The organism is Rhodococcus sp. 66b, from assembly GCF_002076325.1.
Lineage (GTDB): Bacteria > Actinomycetota > Actinomycetes > Mycobacteriales > Mycobacteriaceae > Rhodococcus_F > Rhodococcus_F erythropolis.
In genome coordinates, this window is record NZ_MUZB01000004.1 from 279,677 (window position 1) to 300,321 (window position 20,645).

Annotated in this window: 20 protein-coding genes; 9 read left to right on the forward strand and 11 right to left on the reverse strand. The window is 61.8% G+C overall.

Annotated features, from left to right (window positions below):
* Nucleotides 1-10: 10 nt before the first annotated feature.
* Complete coding sequence (locus B0E55_RS09405; protein WP_080909594.1) at nucleotides 11-1,615, forward strand: acyl--CoA ligase family protein; 1,605 nt, start codon at nucleotides 11-13, stop codon at nucleotides 1,613-1,615.
* Nucleotides 1,616-1,630: 15 nt separating this feature from the next.
* Here the strand turns inward: B0E55_RS09405 and B0E55_RS09410 are convergent, their stop codons facing one another.
* The gene (locus tag B0E55_RS09410; RefSeq protein WP_060938012.1) at nucleotides 1,631-2,998 is read right to left on the reverse strand and encodes a cytochrome P450; all 1,368 of its coding nucleotides are present in this window, start codon (nucleotides 2,996-2,998) and stop codon (nucleotides 1,631-1,633) included.
* A gap of 91 nt (nucleotides 2,999-3,089) precedes the next feature.
* Between B0E55_RS09410 and B0E55_RS09415 the strand changes: the two genes are divergently transcribed.
* From B0E55_RS09415 to B0E55_RS09440, 6 genes are all read left to right on the forward strand, one after another.
* The gene (locus B0E55_RS09415; protein WP_070795694.1) at nucleotides 3,090-3,710 is read left to right on the forward strand and encodes a TetR/AcrR family transcriptional regulator; all 621 of its coding nucleotides are present in this window, start codon (nucleotides 3,090-3,092) and stop codon (nucleotides 3,708-3,710) included.
* Between the two features lie 72 nt (nucleotides 3,711-3,782).
* Nucleotides 3,783-4,475 (forward strand): TetR family transcriptional regulator, encoded by a 693-nt coding sequence (locus B0E55_RS09420; RefSeq protein ID WP_080909658.1) that lies wholly within the window; start codon nucleotides 3,783-3,785, stop codon nucleotides 4,473-4,475.
* Nucleotides 4,476-4,634: 159 nt separating this feature from the next.
* A complete protein-coding gene (locus tag B0E55_RS09425; protein ID WP_003939784.1) occupies nucleotides 4,635-5,792 on the forward strand; it encodes an acyl-CoA dehydrogenase in 1,158 nt (385 codons plus the stop codon).
* 92 nt (nucleotides 5,793-5,884) lie between these two features.
* A complete protein-coding gene (locus B0E55_RS09430; RefSeq protein ID WP_020909078.1) occupies nucleotides 5,885-6,733 on the forward strand; it encodes a 3-hydroxybutyryl-CoA dehydrogenase in 849 nt (282 codons plus the stop codon).
* A 164-nt stretch (nucleotides 6,734-6,897) separates the two neighbouring features.
* Nucleotides 6,898-7,773, forward strand: coding sequence for an oxygenase MpaB family protein (locus B0E55_RS09435; protein ID WP_080909595.1), 876 nt, complete (start codon nucleotides 6,898-6,900; stop codon nucleotides 7,771-7,773).
* A 24-nt stretch (nucleotides 7,774-7,797) separates the two neighbouring features.
* On the forward strand, nucleotides 7,798-8,190 hold the full coding sequence (locus tag B0E55_RS09440) for an RNA-binding S4 domain-containing protein (protein WP_029256216.1): 393 nt from the start codon (nucleotides 7,798-7,800) through the stop codon (nucleotides 8,188-8,190).
* A 3-nt stretch (nucleotides 8,191-8,193) separates the two neighbouring features.
* Here B0E55_RS09440 and B0E55_RS09445 read toward each other — a convergent pair whose 3' ends face one another.
* Nucleotides 8,194-8,823 carry a GyrI-like domain-containing protein gene (locus B0E55_RS09445; RefSeq protein WP_080909596.1) on the reverse strand — a complete coding sequence of 210 codons (630 nt, stop codon included), beginning with the start codon at nucleotides 8,821-8,823 and terminating at the stop codon, nucleotides 8,194-8,196.
* Between the two features lie 123 nt (nucleotides 8,824-8,946).
* Here B0E55_RS09445 and B0E55_RS09450 point away from each other — a divergent pair, with 123 nt between their 5' ends.
* On the forward strand, nucleotides 8,947-10,131 hold the full coding sequence (locus B0E55_RS09450; protein ID WP_080909597.1) for a metallophosphoesterase: 1,185 nt from the start codon (nucleotides 8,947-8,949) through the stop codon (nucleotides 10,129-10,131).
* Nucleotides 10,132-10,137: 6 nt separating this feature from the next.
* Here the strand turns inward: B0E55_RS09450 and B0E55_RS09455 are convergent, their stop codons facing one another.
* The 9 genes from B0E55_RS09455 to B0E55_RS09495 all read right to left on the reverse strand — a co-directional run bounded on the left by B0E55_RS09455 (nucleotide 10,138) and on the right by B0E55_RS09495 (nucleotide 19,893).
* Entirely contained in the window at nucleotides 10,138-10,824 is a 687-nt protein-coding gene (locus B0E55_RS09455; RefSeq protein ID WP_021332017.1) for a TetR/AcrR family transcriptional regulator, read from the reverse strand.
* A 47-nt stretch (nucleotides 10,825-10,871) separates the two neighbouring features.
* A complete protein-coding gene (locus tag B0E55_RS09460) occupies nucleotides 10,872-11,699 on the reverse strand; it encodes a potassium channel family protein (protein ID WP_029256219.1) in 828 nt (275 codons plus the stop codon).
* Between the two features lie 46 nt (nucleotides 11,700-11,745).
* Complete coding sequence (locus B0E55_RS09465) at nucleotides 11,746-12,663, reverse strand: diacylglycerol kinase (protein WP_003940547.1); 918 nt, start codon at nucleotides 12,661-12,663, stop codon at nucleotides 11,746-11,748.
* The gene (locus tag B0E55_RS09470) at nucleotides 12,660-14,240 is read right to left on the reverse strand and encodes an FAD-binding oxidoreductase (protein ID WP_021345509.1); all 1,581 of its coding nucleotides are present in this window, start codon (nucleotides 14,238-14,240) and stop codon (nucleotides 12,660-12,662) included. Before B0E55_RS09470 ends, B0E55_RS09465 begins: the two co-directional genes overlap by 4 nt.
* A 92-nt stretch (nucleotides 14,241-14,332) precedes the next feature.
* Nucleotides 14,333-14,872 carry a DinB family protein gene (locus B0E55_RS09475; protein ID WP_080909598.1) on the reverse strand — a complete coding sequence of 180 codons (540 nt, stop codon included), beginning with the start codon at nucleotides 14,870-14,872 and terminating at the stop codon, nucleotides 14,333-14,335.
* A 155-nt stretch (nucleotides 14,873-15,027) separates the two neighbouring features.
* Entirely contained in the window at nucleotides 15,028-16,956 is a 1,929-nt protein-coding gene (htpG, locus tag B0E55_RS09480) for a molecular chaperone HtpG (RefSeq protein ID WP_080909599.1), read from the reverse strand.
* Nucleotides 16,957-17,087: 131 nt separating this feature from the next.
* The gene (locus B0E55_RS09485) at nucleotides 17,088-18,221 is read right to left on the reverse strand and encodes an acyl-CoA dehydrogenase family protein (RefSeq protein WP_080909600.1); all 1,134 of its coding nucleotides are present in this window, start codon (nucleotides 18,219-18,221) and stop codon (nucleotides 17,088-17,090) included.
* A 9-nt stretch (nucleotides 18,222-18,230) separates the two neighbouring features.
* Nucleotides 18,231-19,403, reverse strand: coding sequence for an acyl-CoA dehydrogenase family protein (locus tag B0E55_RS09490; protein WP_080909601.1), 1,173 nt, complete (start codon nucleotides 19,401-19,403; stop codon nucleotides 18,231-18,233).
* Nucleotides 19,404-19,431: 28 nt separating this feature from the next.
* Nucleotides 19,432-19,893, reverse strand: a complete 462-nt coding sequence (locus tag B0E55_RS09495) for a MaoC family dehydratase (RefSeq protein WP_020909091.1) — start codon at nucleotides 19,891-19,893, stop codon at nucleotides 19,432-19,434.
* Nucleotides 19,894-19,985: 92 nt separating this feature from the next.
* Between B0E55_RS09495 and B0E55_RS09500 the strand changes: the two genes are divergently transcribed.
* On the forward strand, nucleotides 19,986-20,639 hold the full coding sequence (locus B0E55_RS09500; RefSeq protein WP_019745258.1) for a TetR/AcrR family transcriptional regulator: 654 nt from the start codon (nucleotides 19,986-19,988) through the stop codon (nucleotides 20,637-20,639).
* Nucleotides 20,640-20,645 lie beyond the last annotated feature (6 nt).

Sequence of the window (20,645 nt, forward strand, 5' to 3'; positions counted from 1 at the left end):
CGGAGGAACCGTGTCTGTCTCGACAGCTCTCGCAGCCAACAACACCCCGCTCAGTCCGCTGCGCTTTCTCGAGCGCAGCGCTGCGGTGTTCCCCGATCGCACCGCCGTCATTCACGGCGACCGGACCTACACGTACCGAGAGTTCGGTGACGAGGTCGCAGCGCTGGCCCGCGTCCTGCGTGAACGCATTCAGCCCGGTGACCGCGTTGCATACCTGGCGCCGAACGTTCCCGAGATGCTGTTCGCGCATTTTGCCGTCCCACTCGCCGGCGGAGTCCTGATCGCCCTGAACTCACGCCTCGCCGGTCCCGAACTCGAGTACATCCTCGATCACTCGGGAACCACGATCCTGTTCGTCGACTCCGAATTCGTCGGCTCGGTCACCTCGTCCAAGGCGAACGTGACGAGCCTGCGCGAGATCATCGAGATCCCGGACTCCACCGTCCCATCCCCGGAGGTTCCCACCGGAATCGTCACCGGGCAGTACGCCGATCTGATTGCCGAAGGTCAGGCTCTCACCGATCAGCCACTGCACTGGGGCGTCGACGACGAGCAGCAGTGCATCGCCATCAACTACACCTCTGGCACCACCGGAAAACCCAAGGGCGTCATGTACTCCCACCGCGGGGCGTACCTGAACTCGCTCGGCGAGACCTTCCACAACGGCTTCGACGGATCGACGAAGTATCTGTGGACACTGCCGATGTTCCACTGCAACGGGTGGTGCACGCCCTGGGCCGTCACGCAGGCCGCGGGCACACACATCTGCCTGCGCGCGGTCCGCGCCGACGCGATCTGGGACGCCATCGACAATCTGGGCGTGACGCATCTGTGCGGCGCTCCTACCGTCTGCTCGACCATCGCCGACGCGGACCAGGCCCACAAGGTCGAAGCCCTGCGCATCACCACCGCCGGCGCTCCCCCGTCACCGACGATCATCGGAAAACTCGAAGACATCGGTGTCACCGTCGTCCACGTCTACGGCCTCACCGAGGTATACGGCCCTTACACGATCTGCGAGTACCAGGAAGCCTGGGACGACAAGCCGCAGTCCGAGCGCGCCGCACTTCTCTCCCGTCAGGGAGTCGGCATGGTGCAGGCCGAAAATGCTCGCGTTGTCGATGCCGAGATGAACGACGTTCCCGCCGACGGCCAGACCATGGGTGAGATCGTGCTCCGCGGCAACAACGTGATGCTCGGTTACTACCGTGACGAGGCCGCGACCGCCGAAGCATTTGCCGGTGGTTGGTTCCATTCCGGCGACCTCGGCGTCATGCATCCCGACGGTTACATCCAGCTCAAGGACCGCGCGAAGGACATCATCATCTCGGGCGGTGAGAACATCTCCACCGTCGAGGTGGAGCAGGCGATCATGAGTCACCCTGCCGTGATCGACGTGGCAGTCGTCGGCGTTCCCGACGAGAAGTGGGGCGAGCGCCCGAAGGCATTCGTGGTGCTGGGCAAGGGATTACAGGCTTCCGCCGAAGACATCGTCGAGCACACCCGTGCATTGCTGGCCGGGTACAAGGTTCCCCGCGACATCGTCTTTCCACTCGACCTTCCTCGCACCCCGACCGGCAAGGTTCTCAAGTTCCAATTGCGTGCGTCGAAGTAATTCGGCCGTAGGGTCTCAGCGCACCGAACTGTGACGCCGGCGCAGATCGACAGGTTGCCCGTCCGAAGGGAACGGCAAGGACGTGAAGTCGAGCGGAGCGACGTAATCTGCGTCGACGTTCCAGTCGAAGCGCATGAGGAGGTGGTGCATGATTGCCTTGATCTCGGCGCCGGCAAAGTGCATTCCCAGGCATTTGTGCACTCCACCTCCGAACGGTTCCCACGCGTACCGATGAACCTTGTCTTCGCGTCGATTCTCGGCGAAACGTTCGGGATCGAAACGCTCGGGATCAGGCCAGTACTGCGCCATGTGGTGCGTGAAGTGAGGGGCGACAGAAACATACGTTCCCGCAGGCACGAAGTGACCCCGTACTTGAGTGTCGCGGACCGCTCGCCGCGCCATGACCGGTACGGGAGAGACGAGTCGGAGGCATTCCTTCATCACCAGGTCAAGGCTGCTCAGGCCGTCGAGATCTGCATAGCTGGGCGTCGAGGTCCCCAGAGCGAGCGACTCGGCACGGCACCTGTCCTGCCACTTCGGATGTTGACCTAGATATTGCATCATCGTGGAAAGGGTGATCGTCGAAGTGTCGTGTGCGGCCATCAGGAGGAAGATCATATGGTCGATCACTTCGTCGTCACTGAAGCGTTGTCCTGCTTCGGATTCGATGTGACAGAGCACGGAGAACAGGTCATCGGTTGCGCGAGCTCGACGCGCCGGTAGGTAGCGACGAAAGAAGTCTTCCAGGACCCGGCGGCCGTCGAGTCCTCGCTTCCATCTGGTCCCCGGCACGCGGTAGCGGACCAGAGAAGTAGCCGCCTGCACACAATCCACGAAAGCCTTTTTCACCGAAGATATTTCGCTTTCGGTACTTCCTTCCGCACCGCCCATGAAGATGTCGGTGGCAAGATCGAGGGTGAGTGTCTTCAGCGCTGTGTATGCACGAAATCCGTCAGTGGGGGTCCATGTGTCGAGCGCCGAGTCGATTGCCGGATTGAGAACGTCGACAGACTTCTCGATCCGAGTCCGAGTGAACGCCTGCTGCATGATTCGACGATGCCGTAGATGTTCTTCCGAATCGAGAAGCATCAGCCCACCGTGAAAAAAGGGGCCGATAAGCACCGACCAGCCGTCGCTGTTCACAAAAGCCCGATCTTTGTTCTGCAGCACTTCCTGGCACGCGTCGGGTCCGAGAACAGCGATCCACTGCCGACCGACCATCGAGAACCAAGAGACCTCGCCGTATCGATCCCAGTTCTCTTGCATCAATGCGAGTGGATCGCGGATGTATGCAAGAGCGTGCCCGACGAGAGGCAGCCCGGAACGGCCCGAAATCGGGTGCAACTGCGAGTTCACGGGGGGACGAGCCAGGATCTTGGACACTGCGACCTCTACTCTCACTCAATCTGACAGTGCGTCCTGTCAGATGGACTGTAGTCTGCGTCACAGTGGTTGCGTCTGTCAATATCGACCTATGACTTCTCCGACGCCGCGGCGGTATGCCGGCCTCAGCGGCGACCAGCGCTCAGCATTGCGGCGCGAGAGCTTGCTAGAGGCAGGGCTGGAACTATTCGCTGTCGCAGGCAGTCGAGGCGCCACGATGACCGCGATCTGTGCGCGAGCCAAGTTGACGGAACGCTACTTTTACGAAAGTTTTTCCAGCAGAGACGAACTGCTGAAAACAATCCTGGACGGAATTGCCGACGAGGTTCGCGACGCCGGCATGACCGCACTACGAGCGAGCGACGGGACGCTCGAGCAGCGCGTACGAGATGCCATCGCGTCGTTCGTCACCCTCCTCACCGACGATCCCCGCAAGGGGCGTGTGGCAATGATCGAATCCGCTGCATACGAGCCCCTTCGCGCACACCGGCGCGCGGTACTGCACGGCTTCGCGCAAATGGTCGCGGACGAAGCCTCGCGAATGTACGGCGACCGAGCTTGGCCATCTCATCAAGGTCAGATCAACGGACTGCTCTTCGTCGGAGGCCTTGCCGAATTGGTCACCGCGTGGCTGAACGAGGAGATCGCTATTACCCCTGACGAGATCGTCGAGGCGGCAACCTACCAATTCACGTCCACCGCACACCGTTGAGATGGAACCGATCGGCATGCGGTTGCTGCCCGCCACACCGGGATGGCGCGAACAGGCGCAATACTTGTCCCCATGAGTGAACGCGCAGACCTGCCCGGAACTGACCCCGCACAGTTTCGGGTACACGTCGCGTCTCAAGCGATCCGGTTGTTCTCGGAGAACGGGTACGAAGCCACCACCGTCGAGCAGATCGCCGCTGCGGCAGGTGTGTCGCGCCGGACGTTCTTCCGGCAGTTCCGCTCCAAGGAAGACGTGATCTTCGCCGATCACGAGTCCCTCCTCGAACACGTCGCCGAGTTCCTCGCGTCCGATTCCGCCGACCCCTGGGCGTCCGTGTGCGAGGCCGCGGGACTGGTCTTCGATTTCTTCCGCAAGAACCGTGACCTGTCGATGCGGCGATACCGCGTCGTACAGCATGTTCCAGCTCTTCGCGACCGCGAACTCGTCACCGGATTCCGCTATGAGCGCCTATTCGTCGACTACCTGCGCAGCGCTGTTCCCCGCGAACCGGTCCTCGAGGTTGTCGGTTTTGCCGCAGCTGTCACCGCGTGCCACAACTACCTCTTGCGAAGCATGATCAAAGGCGACGAAGACGCCACAGCCGAAGCGCTGAGCCAGGCATTGCTCGACGTTCGGCGGACGTACGGCGTGGCACCCGGGTCCAAGACCAGCACGCCAGAATCGAAGTCTGTGCTGGTAGTAGCATTTCCCCCGGGCACCTCCGCCGAGGAGATCAGCAGAAAAATCCACGAACAACTCGGCTGACACCGATCGTGCACCGGAACTTCACACGCCCATCCCTTGACCTGGCACTCAGTGCCGTGTTTGACTGGGGTCATTGGCACCGGTCTGTCCGCGAATCTCGTCGGTAACGCCGGAGCCGCACCGACCGCCTTCAAGCCACCTTCACCAAGGAGCGTTCCCATGGCAGGAAACCCGGATTTCAATCTCTTCGCGTTGAACGAAGAGCACGACGAACTGCGGGCTGCTATCCGCGGACTCTCCGAGAAGGAAATCGCGCCGTACGCCAAGGACGTCGACGAGAACGCACGATTCCCCGAGGAAGCGCTCACCGCCCTCAACGCGTCCGGCTTCAACGCCATCCACGTTCCCGAGGCTTACGACGGCCAGGGCGCCGACTCCGTCGCCACCTGCATCGTCATCGAGGAAGTCGCCCGCGTCTGTGGCTCCTCCTCGCTGATCCCCGCCGTGAACAAGCTCGGCACCATGGGCCTGATCCTCAAGGGTTCCGAAGAGCTCAAGTCCAAGGTGCTCCCGGATCTGGTCAACGGCGGAATGGCGTCGTACGCGCTGTCCGAGCGTGAAGCCGGATCCGACGCGGCCTCGATGCGTACCCGCGCGAAGGCTGATGGTGACGACTGGATCCTCAACGGCTCCAAGTGCTGGATCACCAACGGCGGCAAGTCGACCTGGTACACCGTTATGGCTGTCACAGATCCCGACAAGGGCGCAAACGGCATCTCCTCCTTCATGGTCCACAAGGACGACGAGGGCTTTGTCGTCGGACCGAAGGAAAAGAAGCTCGGCATCAAGGGCTCCCCCACCGCTGAGCTGTACTTCGAGAACTGCCGCATCCCCGGCGACCGCATCATCGGCGAACCGGGCACCGGCTTCAAGACGGCACTCGAGACCCTCGACCACACGCGTCCCACCATTGGCGCACAGGCTGTCGGCCTGGCCCAGGGCGCACTCGACGCGGCTCTGGCATACACCAAGGATCGCAAGCAGTTCGGCAAGTCCATCAGCGACTTCCAGGCTGTTCAGTTCATGCTCGCGGACATGGCAATGAAGGTCGAAGCCGCACGTCTGATGGTCTACACCTCCGCTGCTCGCGCCGAGCGCGGCGAGAAGAACCTCGGTTTCATCTCCGCTGCGGCGAAGTGCTTCGCTTCGGACGTTGCCATGGAGGTCACCACCGACGCCGTGCAGCTGTTCGGTGGCGCCGGCTACACCACCGACTTCCCGGTCGAGCGCATGATGCGCGACGCCAAGATCACGCAGATCTACGAAGGCACCAACCAGATTCAGCGCGTCGTGATGTCGCGTGCGCTACTGAAGTAGGGCCTCCGGCCCTGTGCGCGGTCAGGCAGTCCATAGACTCCTTAACCGCGCACGGGGGCTTGTCCCCTGTCTGAAGAATCTTGAGGAGAATCGTGGAACTCGTAGGCGTAATCGGCGGCGGCACCATGGGTGCCGGCATTGCCGAAGTTTGTGCAAAAGCCGGTAGCTCGGTACTGGTGCTCGAAACCAAAGAAGAATTTGCCGCCGCTGCTCGCGAACGGATCGCCAAGTCGATCAACCGCGGCGTAGCCAAGGGCAAGATCACGCAGGAAGACGCCGACGCCGCCATCGCACGCGTTCGCGTCACCCTGGACATGGAAGAGTTCGCCGATCGCGACCTGGTGATCGAGGCGGCTCCCGAGATCGAAGCTCTCAAGTACGAGATCTTCGGCAAGCTCGACAAGATCGTCAAGCCTGCAGGCATTCTGGCGACCAACACCTCGTCGATCCCCGTCATCAAGATCGCCAAGGCCACCTCGCGCCCCGGCCAGGTTGTGGGCGTTCACTTCTTCAACCCCGTGCCGGTCATGCCGCTCGTGGAGATCGTGGTCAGCCTCACGACGTCCGAAGAGACCGTCCTCGCCGTCACCGACTACGCCAAGAACACGTTGCGTAAGAAGACGGTTCGCGCGGGCGACCGCTCGGGCTTCATCGTCAACGCTCTGCTCATCCCTTACCTGTGCCAGGCAGTCCGGATGCTCGAATCCGGCTACGCCACAGCAGAAGACATCGACGAGGCCATGAAGGGCGGCTGCGGCTACCCGATGGGTCCGCTGACGCTGCTCGACACCGTCGGTCTCGACATTGCCCTCGCAGCGGCAGAGTCCCTGTACGCGGAATTCGCAGAACCGCACTACGCTCCGCCGGCGCTGCTTCGCCGCATGGTCGACGCCGGTCGTCTCGGCAAGAAGACCGGTCGCGGGTTCTACGAATACGCCTGAGTCCGACCGCTTCACTCTTCCGGCCCCTCACCTATTGCAGGTGAGGGGCCGGAGTTGTTTTCGGACAGATCTTGTCGAATCGATTGACAAATTCGCGTAGCGCAGTAAAAGTCATCATGTGACAACAACCGTTGTCACATGATGGCAGGCGGAGGGGCACCCAGATGAGCAGCGACGCAGACACGGGCACTCGTCGATCGAAGCCTCGAGAACTACGAGCCGATCCGATCGGCCCCGGCTCCCTGACATGGACACACTTCGGCGACGTTCGCGGCCTGCTGTACCTCGGACGCGCAGGCATCCTGCAGAACATGCACCCCGCGGTAAGCGGAGCGCTGCAAGATCATTCGAATTTCTTCGACAACCCGCTCGACCGCCTGTTCCGCTCCCTGCCGCCCATCTACGGCGTCGTGTACGACCGGACCGAAGAGGGCACAGGCACGCTCGTTCGCAACTTCCACACCGATCTCAAAGGAATCGACGAAACCGGCGGGCGCTACCACGCCCTCGCTCCTGACACTTTCTGGTGGACACACGTCACGTTCTTCGAGGTGATTCTCGATTTCAACGAGCGATTCGCGTACAAGAAGTTCACGCAGGAGCAGAAGGACCAACTTGTCCGTGAGGCCGTAACCTGGTGGCGCTGTTACGGACTCACCGATCGGCCGGCTTTCGACGACTACGCCAGCTTCCGCATGTACTGGGAAGACATGCTCGACAACCACCTGATCAACACCCACACCACAAAATGGTCGACGCGCATCGCCGAGCACGACATCGCACCGGCTCCGAAGGTTCCGACGTGGCTGTGGCGTCTTAGCTCTCGCCCCACGATGGCCGTGGCGAACTGGATCGGCAAGGCACTGATGCCGGAGAAGGCACGCAAGACCCTTGAATGGGAATGGACTCCGCGCGACGAACGGATGTACTTCTGGTTCGCCCGCTTCCTGACATTGACAGATCGGTTCTGGCATCTGCTGCCGCTACGACTGCGGTATGCACCGCGCGCCTACTCGGGCATCCGCGCGCAGGGTCTGTGAGCACTCGTCGGTAGGCTGGAGTGCGTGCCAGCCCAACTCCCCTCCGACGCGATCAGTGTCCGCGTGGACAGCTGGACGTGGGCGGTTCGGCTGTTCAAGACACGCTCGCAGGCGGCGACGGCCTGCCGATCGGGACACGTTCGGGTCAATGGAACGTCGGCAAAGGCGGCTCAGCAGGTGAAAGCCGGCGACGAGGTGCGGGTGCGTGTATCCGGCATCGAACGCATTGTCGTCGTGGTCAAGCCGATCACGAAGCGAGTCAGCGCGGTGCTGGCCGCCGATTGCCTGCAGGACAATTCGCCACCCCCACCACCGCCCGAACTGATTGCGTCCATTCCGCGACGTGATCGTGGCGCCGGCAGACCGACCAAGCGCGAGCGACGTGACCTCGAGAAGTTGCGCGGCCTCGAGCCCTGATTGCTACCTCGAAACAGGCTGACGCAGAACCGTCTTCAGTTTCTCGGGCGGCGTCCGGCGCGCATCACTGAGGTAGATCTCGTGATGATCGCCGTTGAAACTGAAGCCGTTCGACGGGATGAACGTGTTGTGCAAGCGGTCCAGGGTGGGAGCTTCGTCGTCGTACGAGCCGACGTGAAGAATCTGGACGGACAGACCTTCCTCCAACTCGAGAAACCTGACCTTGTCGAGAGCGGCAATCTCCTTCTTGGCCCGCACTGCCTTGGCCCGGACTGCGTCAATCGCCGCAGACAGTTCGGCCGCCGTGATCCACTCCGGTTGCGAGATCATCATCGTCCAATCCCAGGCCGCCTTGTCCCGTGTCACGAACACCTCGGGGTCATCTGCCCGCCACAACCCTTCCAGCGGGCCAACGACGAAGTCGCGATCCAATTCCTTCTTGCTAGCGAATTTTGCCGAGTAGGACACCGAATACAGCGCTTCGAGCGCCTCGGAGTACTCGGTGGCAGTGTTGGGGTCGCCGTGACCGTCGACGGCGAAGTAGCCGAAGCGGGGAACGGTCACGAGGGCAAAATCGCGGCGCCCAGGCGAGTAGAGATCCTTGTATGCCTTCTTGACGTCGTACTTCTCCATGCGCCACCCACCTGATCACTGGCCGAGTTTCAACGTTCGGAAACCTATCCGAGAACACCGACATCCCGATAGCGGACCACTGTCCCCTTGTTAATAGACCAGTGGACCTTTACTCTGGACGGGGTGACTACACCCCAGGCGACCGACGTCGCTCGAGTTCCGCGCCGCAGACCGTTGCGGATCGTTGCCATATCCGCGATTGTCGCGTCGATCTTGGCTCTGTTGTTCGTGTACCCGTGGTGGAGCTTGTTCATCCGGCCGGACTGGCCGACGGCGGTGGCAGTTTTCGGCACCGTTCTGTTTGCCGCCCTCTTGATCGCCCTGCCTGCGAGCATGGTGCTCAGCCACGGACACACCGACCGCGATCCAGTTCGCCTGATCGGCGACGCACTCCTCGGAATCATCTGGGTCGTGTTCGTGTGGACCCTGCTCGGCGAAGTTCTGAGGCTCGGACTGCTCGTCGGCGGCGTGGATGACCCGCTTCGATCGAGAATTGTCGCCGTTGCCGCACTGATCATCTCGGCCCTTCTGCTGATCTGGGGCTACAGGGAAGCCATGAGACTGCCACGGATCAAGCAGGTCGACGTCACCATCCCCCGCCTTGGTGCGGGGATGGACAAACTTCGGGTAGTCGCGATCACCGACACTCACTTCGGGCCGATCAATCGCGAGAAGTGGTCCGAGCGCGTGATCGCGGCAGTCAACGATCTCGACGCCGACATCGTGGCCCACGTCGGTGACATCGCCGACGGAACGGTAGAGCAGCGCCTCGGCCAAGCGACCCCCCTCGCATCGGTCGAAGCCGGGCTCGCTCGCGTCTACGTGACCGGCAATCACGAGTACTTCCACGAGGCTCAGGAGTGGCTCGACTACATGACCTCGATCGGCTGGGACGCGCTGCACAACCGCCACCTCGTCGTCACCAAGGGCGGAGAAAGACTGGTCATCGCCGGAGTCGACGATGCGACAGCGTTGGGATCGAAACTGGACGGGCACGGCGCGAACTTCGACATGGCCCTGGCCGGCTCCGACCCCGAATTGCCGATCCTGATGCTCGCCCACCAACCGAAGCAGGTTACTCAGTCCGCTTCCGCGGGAGTGGATCTGCAGCTCGCCGGTCATACCCACGGCGGACAGATCTGGCCCTTCAACTTTCTGGTGAAACTCGATCAACCGTCGGTGCACGGGCTTACCAGGCACGGAGAACGTACGCAGCTGTACACCAGCCGGGGAACCGGATTCTGGGGTCCGCCCTTCAGGGTGTTCGCACCGAGCGAGATAACCGTTCTGACGCTGCACAGCGCCTGATCGTTCTCAGCTCGTTCGGGTTGCCGCTCGCGCCGACAACCCGACGAGCTGGTTGATCAGACCTTCACGCAGGCCGACTGCGAACATGTCGGAGGCCGGGGGCGCCTGCATCTCGTTCAGTACGACGACCATGGATTCCGTCGGCTCGGCAGTCGGCCACAAGCCGGCAACGATCACCAGGGTTACCTTGGCGAATTGAGCGGCGTCGCCCTCCGAGAGATGGGGCAGTTGCGAATGAACCAGCGACGCAAACCTTCCCGAGTTGACCGTCGCCCGCTTCTTGAAGTCACGGGCGAAGTCGACGGAGATGTTTCTTTCGAGGACACCGGCCATGACGCTCATCAACTCGCACAGCAACCGCTGTGAGACAAGCGATTCCGCAACCGCGGATGCCACATGAATTTCAGCGGCAAACGGTGAGTCGTCACTGGTCGGAGTCAACGACTCGGACAACCCGTCCAGCCACGCTACCCAGTTCTCGTCGAGCACTTCGAGAAAGATGGCCTCGCGACTGTCGAAGTACCGGAGCACGTTCGACTTCGCGAGGCCGACGCTCTCACTGAGCTCACGCAGACTGATGTCTGCGACTGGCTTGGACCCGAGCATCGCGCGAGCTGCGTCGAGAATCGCGCACCGACGTGCTTCGATCTGCTCGGGCCTGCGCGCGCGCTGGAATCCATGGGTCGCCACCATCACGCAAGATTATCAGACCATCGTTCTATTGTTTGCTGTACTGCGGGTCAATTGTCCGAAGGTGCATGCTGCGCCACGACTCCCCTCGACGCCAGTTCGCGACGCAGCGAATCGGTATCGACGGACGCGAGATCGACTCGGTGCGTGCGGGTGGCCAAAGCTCGGACCTCCACGGACAAATCTGCCACCTGCTTACGCGTCGCGGCCTGCCCTGCCTCGTCCTGTTCCGCCACTCGCTCGACCAACCAGGAAGCGAGTGTGGCAGTCACGATGCCCAGCAATGCAATTCCGCCGATCATCAACGCTCCGGCGATCAGGCGCCCGGTTGTAGTGACAGGAGCCATGTCTCCGTAACCGACGGTCGTAACCGTCTCCATCGCCCACCACAACGCCGTCCCGTACGACGTGATGGCGGCGCCCTCAGCGTGCCGCTCGGCGTCGAGCATGGCCAGTGCCGCGACACCGATCAGCAAGGCCGTAGCCCCGGTGGCGTAAACAACCACTCGTCCACGCAAGCTTTGCCCGCTCGAGCGGTGGACTATTGCAAGCAGGGTGACCAATCGAAGGAGGCGCAAGGGACGCAGCATGGGTAGCACCACCATCGCCAAATCCAAGAGATGCCTGACGAACCAGCGACCGCGTGCAGGAGCCAACCACAGGCGAACTGCGTAGTCGACGGCAAATACGAACCACGCGGCCCACATGATCCATTCGGTCAGGCGATGCGGGAAGCCAGTCGGTTGCGCCAGGACTTGGTACGCGTACGCCACCAAGAACAGGCAGGCCGCAGCGGTCAAGGGGATGTCGGTGGTGAGCTGCCACCGCTCCGACGTCCACGCAGTGCGGCGGTGCACCGACTTCCTCGATTCGTTCATCCGAGAAGTCTTACACCACTGCTACCGCGTGACCGGCAGAACCAACTCAGATCCGAGTGTGCGTCAAGATGTTGAGCGCCATGGGAACTGCCTCGATCGTGATGGGCAACGGCCCCACCCGATCGCCGTCCGCGTAGGCGATGATGCCCTCGGAGACCAACCGGACCTTCTTCGACCGATACGTCTGTACCGCATCCAAGGAGACGTGAGTTCCCTTGTACACCCGCGGAAACAGGCGCACCAGACGCAACCTCGAACCGTGCCCGACGACGGTCAGATCCAGCAACCCATCAGACTTCGACGCGCCCGGAGTGATGAGCATGCCGCCACCGTACGAGCGGCCGTTGCCGACAGCCACGAGCGTCGCGTCCACCGTGATGACCTCGTCGTCGAGTTCGATCCGGTACGGCAGCGGCTTCATCTTCGCCAACTCGGCGAGCATCGCCAAGTTGTAGCGCATCGGTCCCTTGGGCCACGACATCCGATTGGCCCGTTCACTGACGAGCGAATCGAATCCGCTCGCGATGATCGTTCCCGACCAGACGACGGAACCGTCGGCAAGCGTGATCTTCGCCAGGTCGGACTGCTGCACGACGCCGTCGGCGATCACATCGGCGGCTGCCTCGGGATCGCCTGTGGGAATGCCGAACTCACGGGCGTGATCGTTACCGGTGCCCGCCGGGATGAGCCCGATAGGAGTATCGGTCAACGCGGCAGCCTGCAATCCGATGCTGATGGCACCGTCACCGCCGACCACCACCAGCGCGTCGGTACCCTCCTCGATCGCACGACGCGCCAACTTCTTGGCGTCGTCGGCATCGGTTCCGATGATCTCGGTGACGGCAACTCCCCGAGCACGCAGTCGCGCAACACCTTTGCGTCCGGCCGCAGGCGCGTGACCATGTCCCGCCATCGGATTGATCAGGACGGTAACCTTCTCGATCTGACTGCGGGTTTCGGTCACGGAATCAGCTTTCCAGGATTGAGGATGCCGGCAGGGTCCACTGCATTCTTCACTGCGCGAAGGATATTCGCGCCCAATTCGCCGATCTCGTCCTTCATCCACGGGCGATGGTCAGCTCCGACTGCATGATGATGGGTGATCGTGCCACCGGCGGCGATGATCGCATCGCCAGCGGCAGTTTTCGCCTTGTGCCACTGAGCGATCGGATCCTCGGTCTGCGCGCTGACTACTGTGAAGTACAGCGAAGCACCGGTCTTGTACGTGTGAGAAATGTGGCACATGACGAGCGGCTGAGTCCCCTGCTCGACGAGAGCCTTGGTCAGCGCTTCGGTGACCGAGGAGCGCAGGTTCGCGAGGTTACCCCAGGTGGTTGCTGTCTCGAGGGTTTCACACAGTGCGCCGACGTCGAGAAGAGCGTCACGCAGATACGGCGCATCGAATCGCCCGTGTTCCCAGCTGTTTCCGGGCTCCTCGCCGAGAGACGTGCCGCCGTGAGCGGTGAGAATTGCTCGGGCCTCCGCCATCCGTTCAACGGTGTGCGAAGCGGTGCCCTCGTAGGTGGTGATGCCGAGGCAACCACCGGTGAAGGCGTTCTCGCCGATCTTGTCGGTAGTCGCCAGATTCACGCCGCTCTCGGCCTCGTCGGACAATCGCAGTACGGTCGGAGCCGATCCTTCCTGGACCAGCTCACGCAATGCTGCTGCGCCGGTGGCGAAGTCGGGGAAGCTCCACCCTTCGCGCACGGTGGTCTCGGGCAGGCGGTGAACCCGCACACGCACGTGCGTGATGACGCCGAATGTCCCCTCGGAGCCGACAAAAAGCTCACCCAGATCGGGGCCTGCGGCAGATGCCGGCGCACGCCCGGTCTCGATCACACCACTCGGGGTGACAACGGTGAGGCCCTGAACCATGTCCTCGAAACGTCCGTATCCAGCCGACGCCTGCCCCGAAGACCGGGTGGCGGCGAACCCGCCCAGAGTGGCGAACAGGAAGCTCTGCGGGAAGTGCCCGACCGAGAAACCGTGCTCACGCAGAAGCTCCTCGGCGCGTGGGCCGGTGGTTCCGCCGCCGAACGTCGCGATGCCCGATTCCTCGTCCAACCCGACGAGCTGATCGAACCTGCGCAGATCGAGAGATAGAACTGCGTCGAACCCGTCACGAATGGGATCGAGCCCGCCGACGACGCTGGTGCCACCACCGAACGGGACCACTGCGATCCGGTTGGCAGAGCAGTATCGGAGAACCTGCTCGACCTCTGCGTCTGTCCCTGGAGTGACGACTGCGTCCGGTGCGTCCTGCGGCTCGGCGCTACGACGGCGAAGCAGATCCGGGGTGCTCTTGCCACCGGCCCGAAGGATTCGATCCGAATCCTCGGTGCTGACGTACTCGGCCCCGACCAGCCCAGCCAGCGCCTCGACGTGCGACTGAGCCAGGGCGGACGGAGTCACCTGAACGTCTTCGATGGCGAGGCGCGAGCGAGTCGGTGCGGAGACACCGAGAAATCCGGTCAACAATGATGTGACTGCGTCCGACAGTTCACGCTTCTTGGCCGGATCGCCCCAGGCGTCCCACTGCATCGGCGGTTGCAAGGCAGACTTTTCGGTGCTCATAGACACTAGTGTTACATATTTGTGTGATGTGTAAACATCCCGGTTGATCGAGCTGTCGATCAACCCATCGTCTTGGATCCGTCGATGGCTTCACGAAGCATGTCTGCGTGGCCCGCATGCTGGGCCGTCTCGGCGATGATGTGCAGCAATGCGCGCCGCGCTGACCAGCGAGCGCCGGCTTCGAACCACGGAGCGCTCGGAAGTGGATGAGAGATGTCGAGGCTGTCCAGCGAGGCCACCAACTGGTCGGTCCTGGCCGCGATCCCTTCGTACTCGGAAACGATGCTTGCCAAGGTTTCACCCTCGACCATGGCAAATTCGTTCGCCCGTTCCTGTTGCATCTCTTCCGACCACTGGGTCGGGTCGAAGTCCCCGCCAAGTCCGGCCGGCCCTTCCAGAATGAAGTCGACCCAACCCTTCTCCGCCTGACCCACATGCTTGACCAATCCGCCTAGGCACAGTTCGCTCACGGTCGGCCTCGAAACAGCCTGCTCGTCGGTGAGGTCCTTGACCGTGAAGAGAAGGAATTCACGATGTTGACGCAGGCTCTGGAGGAGATCCGCGCGCTCGCCGGTGACGGTGGTGGTCGGTGCGTTCATGATGTTTTCCTTCGCTAGTGGGTTCGTGCCCTGTGAGAACTACGTTAGAAGTTATTGCGGACAGAAACGGTCCTCAATAGAAAACGATCAAGAAAAAAATCCCGGCACCCACCGATGAAGGTGGATGCCGGGAGTTCGAGCCAGCTAGGACCAGATCAGACTGTGCGAGCCAAACGATCGGCCAGCAGACGCGTGAAGCGCGCCGGGTCGCTCAACTCGCCGCCCTCGGCAAGCAACGCCATGCCGTAGAGCAACTGAGCCGTCTCAGTCAGGTTCTCCGCATTGTCGTTGGCGGCCTGCGCCTCCCGAAGACCCGAGACAAGCGGGTGCTCCGGGTTGAGCTCGAGGATGCGCTTGCTGTGCGGAACAGGCTGACCCGAAGCCTTGTACATCTTCTCGAGCGTCGGAGACATGCTGAACGCGTCGCCGACGATGCAGGCAGCCGACGTGGTCAGGCGCGTCGAGAGACGCGTTTCCTTGATGTCGTCGGACAGGGTTTCGGTCAGCCACGTCAGCAGCTCGCCGAATTCCTTCTCCTTCTCTTCACGCTCGGCCTCGGCCGCCTTCTTCTCGTCCTCGGTGTCCAGGTCGACCTCGCCCTTGGCGATCGACTGGAAGGTCTTGCCGTCGAAGTCCGAGACAGCGTCGACCCACATCTCGTCCACCGGGTCGGTGAGAACCAGAACCTCGAGGCCCTTGGCCTTGAAAGCCTCCATGTGCGGAGAGCTTTCGATCAGGTGACGAGATTCGCCCGTCATGAAGTAGATCTGTTCCTGGCCGTCCTTCATACGCTCCACGTACTCGGCGAGAGTGGTCACGCCCTCTTCGCTGTTGGTCGAGGCAAACGAAGAGATGTCGAGCAGCGTCTTGCGGTTGTCGGCATCGGCCATCAGGCCTTCCTTGAGCGCGCGTCCGAACTCGGTCCAGAAGGTCGAGTACTTCTCCGGCTCGTTCGCCTTCATGTCCTTGATGGTCGAGAGGACCTTCTTGGTCAGACGACGACGGATGGCAGCGATCTGCCGGTCCTGCTGCAGAATTTCACGAGAGACGTTGAGCGAGAGGTCTTGTGCGTCGACGACACCCTTGACGAAGCGCAGGTAATCGGGCACCAACTCTTCACAGTCGTCCATGATGAAGACGCGCTTGACGTAGAGGTGGATGCCGGCCTTGCGCTCACGCATGAAGAGATCGAACGGCGCCGTCGACGGAATGAACAGCAGCGCTTGGTATTCGAAAGTACCTTCGGCCTTCATCGGGATGACCTCGAGAGGCTCGTCCCAGGCGTGGCTGACGTGCTTGTAGAACTCCTTGTACTCGTCCTCGGACACCTCGTCCTTGGAGCGAGTCCACAGTGCCTTCATCGAGTTGATCGTCTCGGTCTCGATGGTGACCTCGGGCTCTTCGCCCTCGGCCGGCGTCGACGTACGAGCGACATCCATGCGGATGGGCCACGCGATGAAGTCAGAGTACTTCTTGACCAGTTCCTTGATCTTCCATTCCGACGTGTAGTCGTGCAGGCCGTTCTCGGAATCCTCGGGCATCAGGTGCAGGGTCACGGAGCTGCCCTGCGGCGCCTCGTTCACATGCTCGAGCGTGTACGTGCCTTCGCCGGTCGACTCCCAGCGCGTCGCGTGATCTTCACCGGCGCGGCGGGTCAGCAGCGTGACCTTGTCCGCGACCATGAACGTGGAGTAGAAGCCGATGCCGAACTGACCGATCAGTTCTTCGGATGCCGCTGCATCCTTGGCTTCCTTGAGCTTACGACGCACCTCGGCGGTGCCGGACTTGGCGAGCGTGCCGATCAGGTCGACGACCTCGTCACGCGACATTCCGATGCCGTTGTCGCGGATGGTCAGGGTGCGTGCCGCCTTGTCGATGTCGATCTCGATATGCAGATCGGAGACTTCGACGTTGAGGTCTTTGTCCTGGTACGACTCGAGGCGAAGTTTGTCCAGCGCGTCCGAAGCGTTGGAGATCAACTCACGAAGGAAGCTGTCCTTGTTCGTATAGATTGAATGAACCATCAGATCCAGCAGCTGACGTGTTTCTGCTTGGAACTCGAGCTGCTCGGTATGCGCGGTCACTTCGATCCCTTTCTCTTCTCGGACTGATCACAGGGATTTTACTCGACCTCGAATACCGCGGGCCGGCCCCCGCACAGACAAGGGAGGCCACGCGACCTGCGCATGACCTCCCGTTATCTTCACCCACCGATCTACTCGGTGACGTCAACCATCGAATAGTTCGAGACGCCGCCGGCCAGCACCCTGAGGTGATCGTCCGATGCGCCCAAAGTGTGTTCGATGGCCACCAGCCGCGAGACGTAGTGCCCGACCGGATACTCGGCTGTCATACCGATACCACCGTGCATTTGAATTGCTTCCTGACCGATCTGATGCGCGGCACGACCGACAGCCAGCTTCGCTCGCGACGCGATGGTCGGATCGATCACTCCGTCGGCGATGGCCATGGTCGCGTACAGACTCATGCTGCTCGCCAGTTCGAGCGCCACGTACATGTCGGCCGCACGATGAGTCAGCGTCTGGAACTTCGCGAGCGGAACACCGAACTGCTTGCGCTGCTTCAGGTAATCTGTCGTCAGTCGCAGCGCCTCGGTCATGATTCCGATCGCCTCGGCGCACAGAGCTGCCTGCGCCCGGACCTCTGCGTCAACGATCGCCGCCGTGACATCGCCGCCCTCACCAAGTTGTTCGGCCGCGGCATCGGTGAACGTGAACTGCGCGCCGCGACGGCCGTCGTGGGTCGCGTACGTGCTCCGTGTGACACCCGAGCCTTCCGCATCCACCAGGAAGAGCCCGGTGCCGCCGCCTGGAAGTGTGGCACTGACGATCACGACGTGCGCGCTGTCGCCCTGCAGAACCGGGTTCTTGACGCCGGTGATCGTCCACCCCGATCCCTCCTGCGATGCAGTGGTCGTGACAGTGGCGACCGGCCAGCGCGTCCCAGGTTCCGTATGGGCAAATGCCGACAACGTGGTCCCGTCGCTGAGCGCCGGCAGGAGTCGCGCCCGCTGATCTGCCGAACCGATCGCAGCAATCAACCCACCGGGGATCAGAACACCACCCAAATACGGCTCGGGTGCAAGCGCGCGGCCCAGTTCGGTCATCACCACCATGGTCTCGACCGGCCCAGCCCCCATCCCGCCATCGGCCTCCGCGAACGGCAGGCCGAGCAGCCCGAGCTCGGCGAACTGCTTCCACACCGAGGCATTCCATCCCTCGTCAGTGGCCGAGGTGGCGTTGCGCTTCTCCGCGTCGTAGCTGCGGCTGAGTAATTCGCGCGTTGTGTCGCGAAGCATCGTCTGTTCGTCGTCGAGTTCGAAATTCATGTCAGATGCTCACAATCCGAGGATCGAGGAGGCAATGATGGAGCGCTGCACCTCACTTGATCCGCTGTAGATGGAAACCTTCCGGTAGTTCAAGTAGCGCGGCGCCGCCTGCTGCGCCCACTCCGGCGAGTCGATGTCGGCGATATCTACCGGCAGAGAGTCCGGTCCGGCGACATCCATCAGCAATTCCGTTGCTGCCTGCTGCAATTCGGAGCCACGGAGCTTGAGCAGCGAGGATGCCGGATTCGGCTTTCCGTCTGCCGAACTCGCCACAACTCGCAGTTGAGTCAGATCCAGTGCAAGCAATTCGTTTTCCAACTCGGCCAACCGAGCCGCGAACAACGGATCCTCGAGGAGGGTGCCGGTTCCGACGCGAACCTCCCGCGCCTTCTCTTTTGCCGTGGCGACAAGGGTTTTGGAGAACCCGACCCGTGTGACCCCCGTGCGTTCGTTGCCGAGCAGGAACTTGGCGTAGTCCCAGCCCTTGTTCTCCTCGCCGACAAGATCTTCCGCAGGAACACGGACGTTGTCGAAGAACACCTCGTTGACCTCGACGCTGCCGTCGATCAGTTTGATAGGACGAATCGTGATGCCGGGAGTCGCCAAATCGATGAGCAGGAACGAAATTCCTGCCTGACGCTTCTGGGCACTGGCATCTGTCCGAACCAGACAGAAGATCCACTCGGCGTGCTGCGCGAGAGTAGTCCACGTCTTCTGACCGTTGACGATGTAATCCGCGCCGTCACGGACAGCGGCCGTCTTGAGTGAAGCGAGATCCGAGCCTGCTTCTGGTTCCGAAAAACCCTGGCACCACCAGATATCGGCGTTGGCCGTCGCCGGGAGAAACTTTTCCTTCTGCTCCTGCGAGCCGAAGGCTGCGATAACGGGCCCAACCATGCTCACGTTGAACGGCAACGGGTTGGGTACCGACGCCAACTGCATTTCCTCGGAATAGATGTGGCGCTGTACCGGAGTCCAGTCCTTGCCACCCCATTCGACCGGCCAGTGCGGAACCGCCAGTCCGTGTGCGTTCAGAATCTGTTGGCCCGCAACGATGTCTTCACGCGTCAGCTTTCCGAATCCCGCTGCACGTGCACGAAGTTCGGGCGAGAATTCGGTGGTGAAGAACTTTCGCATCTCCTCGCGGAACGCAACTTCCTCAGCGGTCAATTCGAGATTCATATGGAGTCTGCTTTCTTCTGGCAGGATTTCAGAACAAGATTCGTGCGACGGTCTGCGCAACAACGGCGGGCTTGTCCACGCCTTCGATCTCGACGGTGTTGGTGATCTGACTCTGCAGCGAACCGTTCGGCAACTCTTCGATCGCAGAGAGCACTGCAGTGTTTCGAACCTTGGCTCCAACCGGCACTGGACTCGGGAATCGAACCTTGTCGGACCCGTAGTTGATGACCATCTTCGCCCCGTCGATGCGGTACACGGACTTCGACAGAAGCGGCAGGAGCGAGAGAGTCAGATACCCGTGGGCAATCGGGCCGCCGAAAGGTGATTCACGCTTTGCCCTTTCGTCGTCGACGTGAATCCACTGATGGTCACCGGTCGCGTCGGCAAATTGATGGACCATCTCGCGGGTGACCTCAACCCACTCGCTCGAGCCCAGCGTTTCACCGACCGCCCCCAGGAGATCGGCCTTGTTCTCGAACACCCGCGTCATCTGATCCTCCACGTTCCCGAACACTGTTAGGTTAATTGGATAATAAACTCACAGTGTAAGGTTGTCCAGTACTTCACACGAAAGGGTGTGCGATGGCGCGACCGCGGATTCCACTACTGAGCAAGCCGATCATCAGGGACACCGCCCTGAAATTGGTCGACGAGCACGGTTTGACCGACTTCTCGATGCGCAAACTCGCCACCGTTCTCGGCGTGCAGGCACCATCGCTGTACAGCCATTACGCCAACAAGGACGAGCTACTCGACGACGTCGCGAACGTCATCATGGAGTCTGTCGACGTGAGCGGCTTCGACTCTGACGATTGGCGCGGTGCGCTTCGCACGTGGGCGCGGTCCTACCACGCTGCCCTGGGCAAGCATCCCAATATCGTTCCCTACTTGGCCTACGGTCCGAGCGTCAGGCCCATCGCCCTTGACCGCGCCAACGCCATCCACGGCGGCCTGGTGCGGGCCGGATGGCCGCAGCGCACGGCAACGCTGATCGGCGCTTCCGTCAAGTACGTGGTCATGGGTGCTGCGACAGCGACGTTCTCCGGCGGATTCGTAGACGATCCGGCGATCTACGCCGAGCGTTACCCGCACCTCACGCGAGCACATCTGTTGCGCGAGCGTGCTACGGAAATCGACGGCGCCAGTTTCGAACTCGCGCTGGAATCCCTGCTGGACGGGCTGGAAGCCAAATATGCACTGCTGCAGACCACTTCAGAGTTATCCCTTGAAAACTGAGGGTTG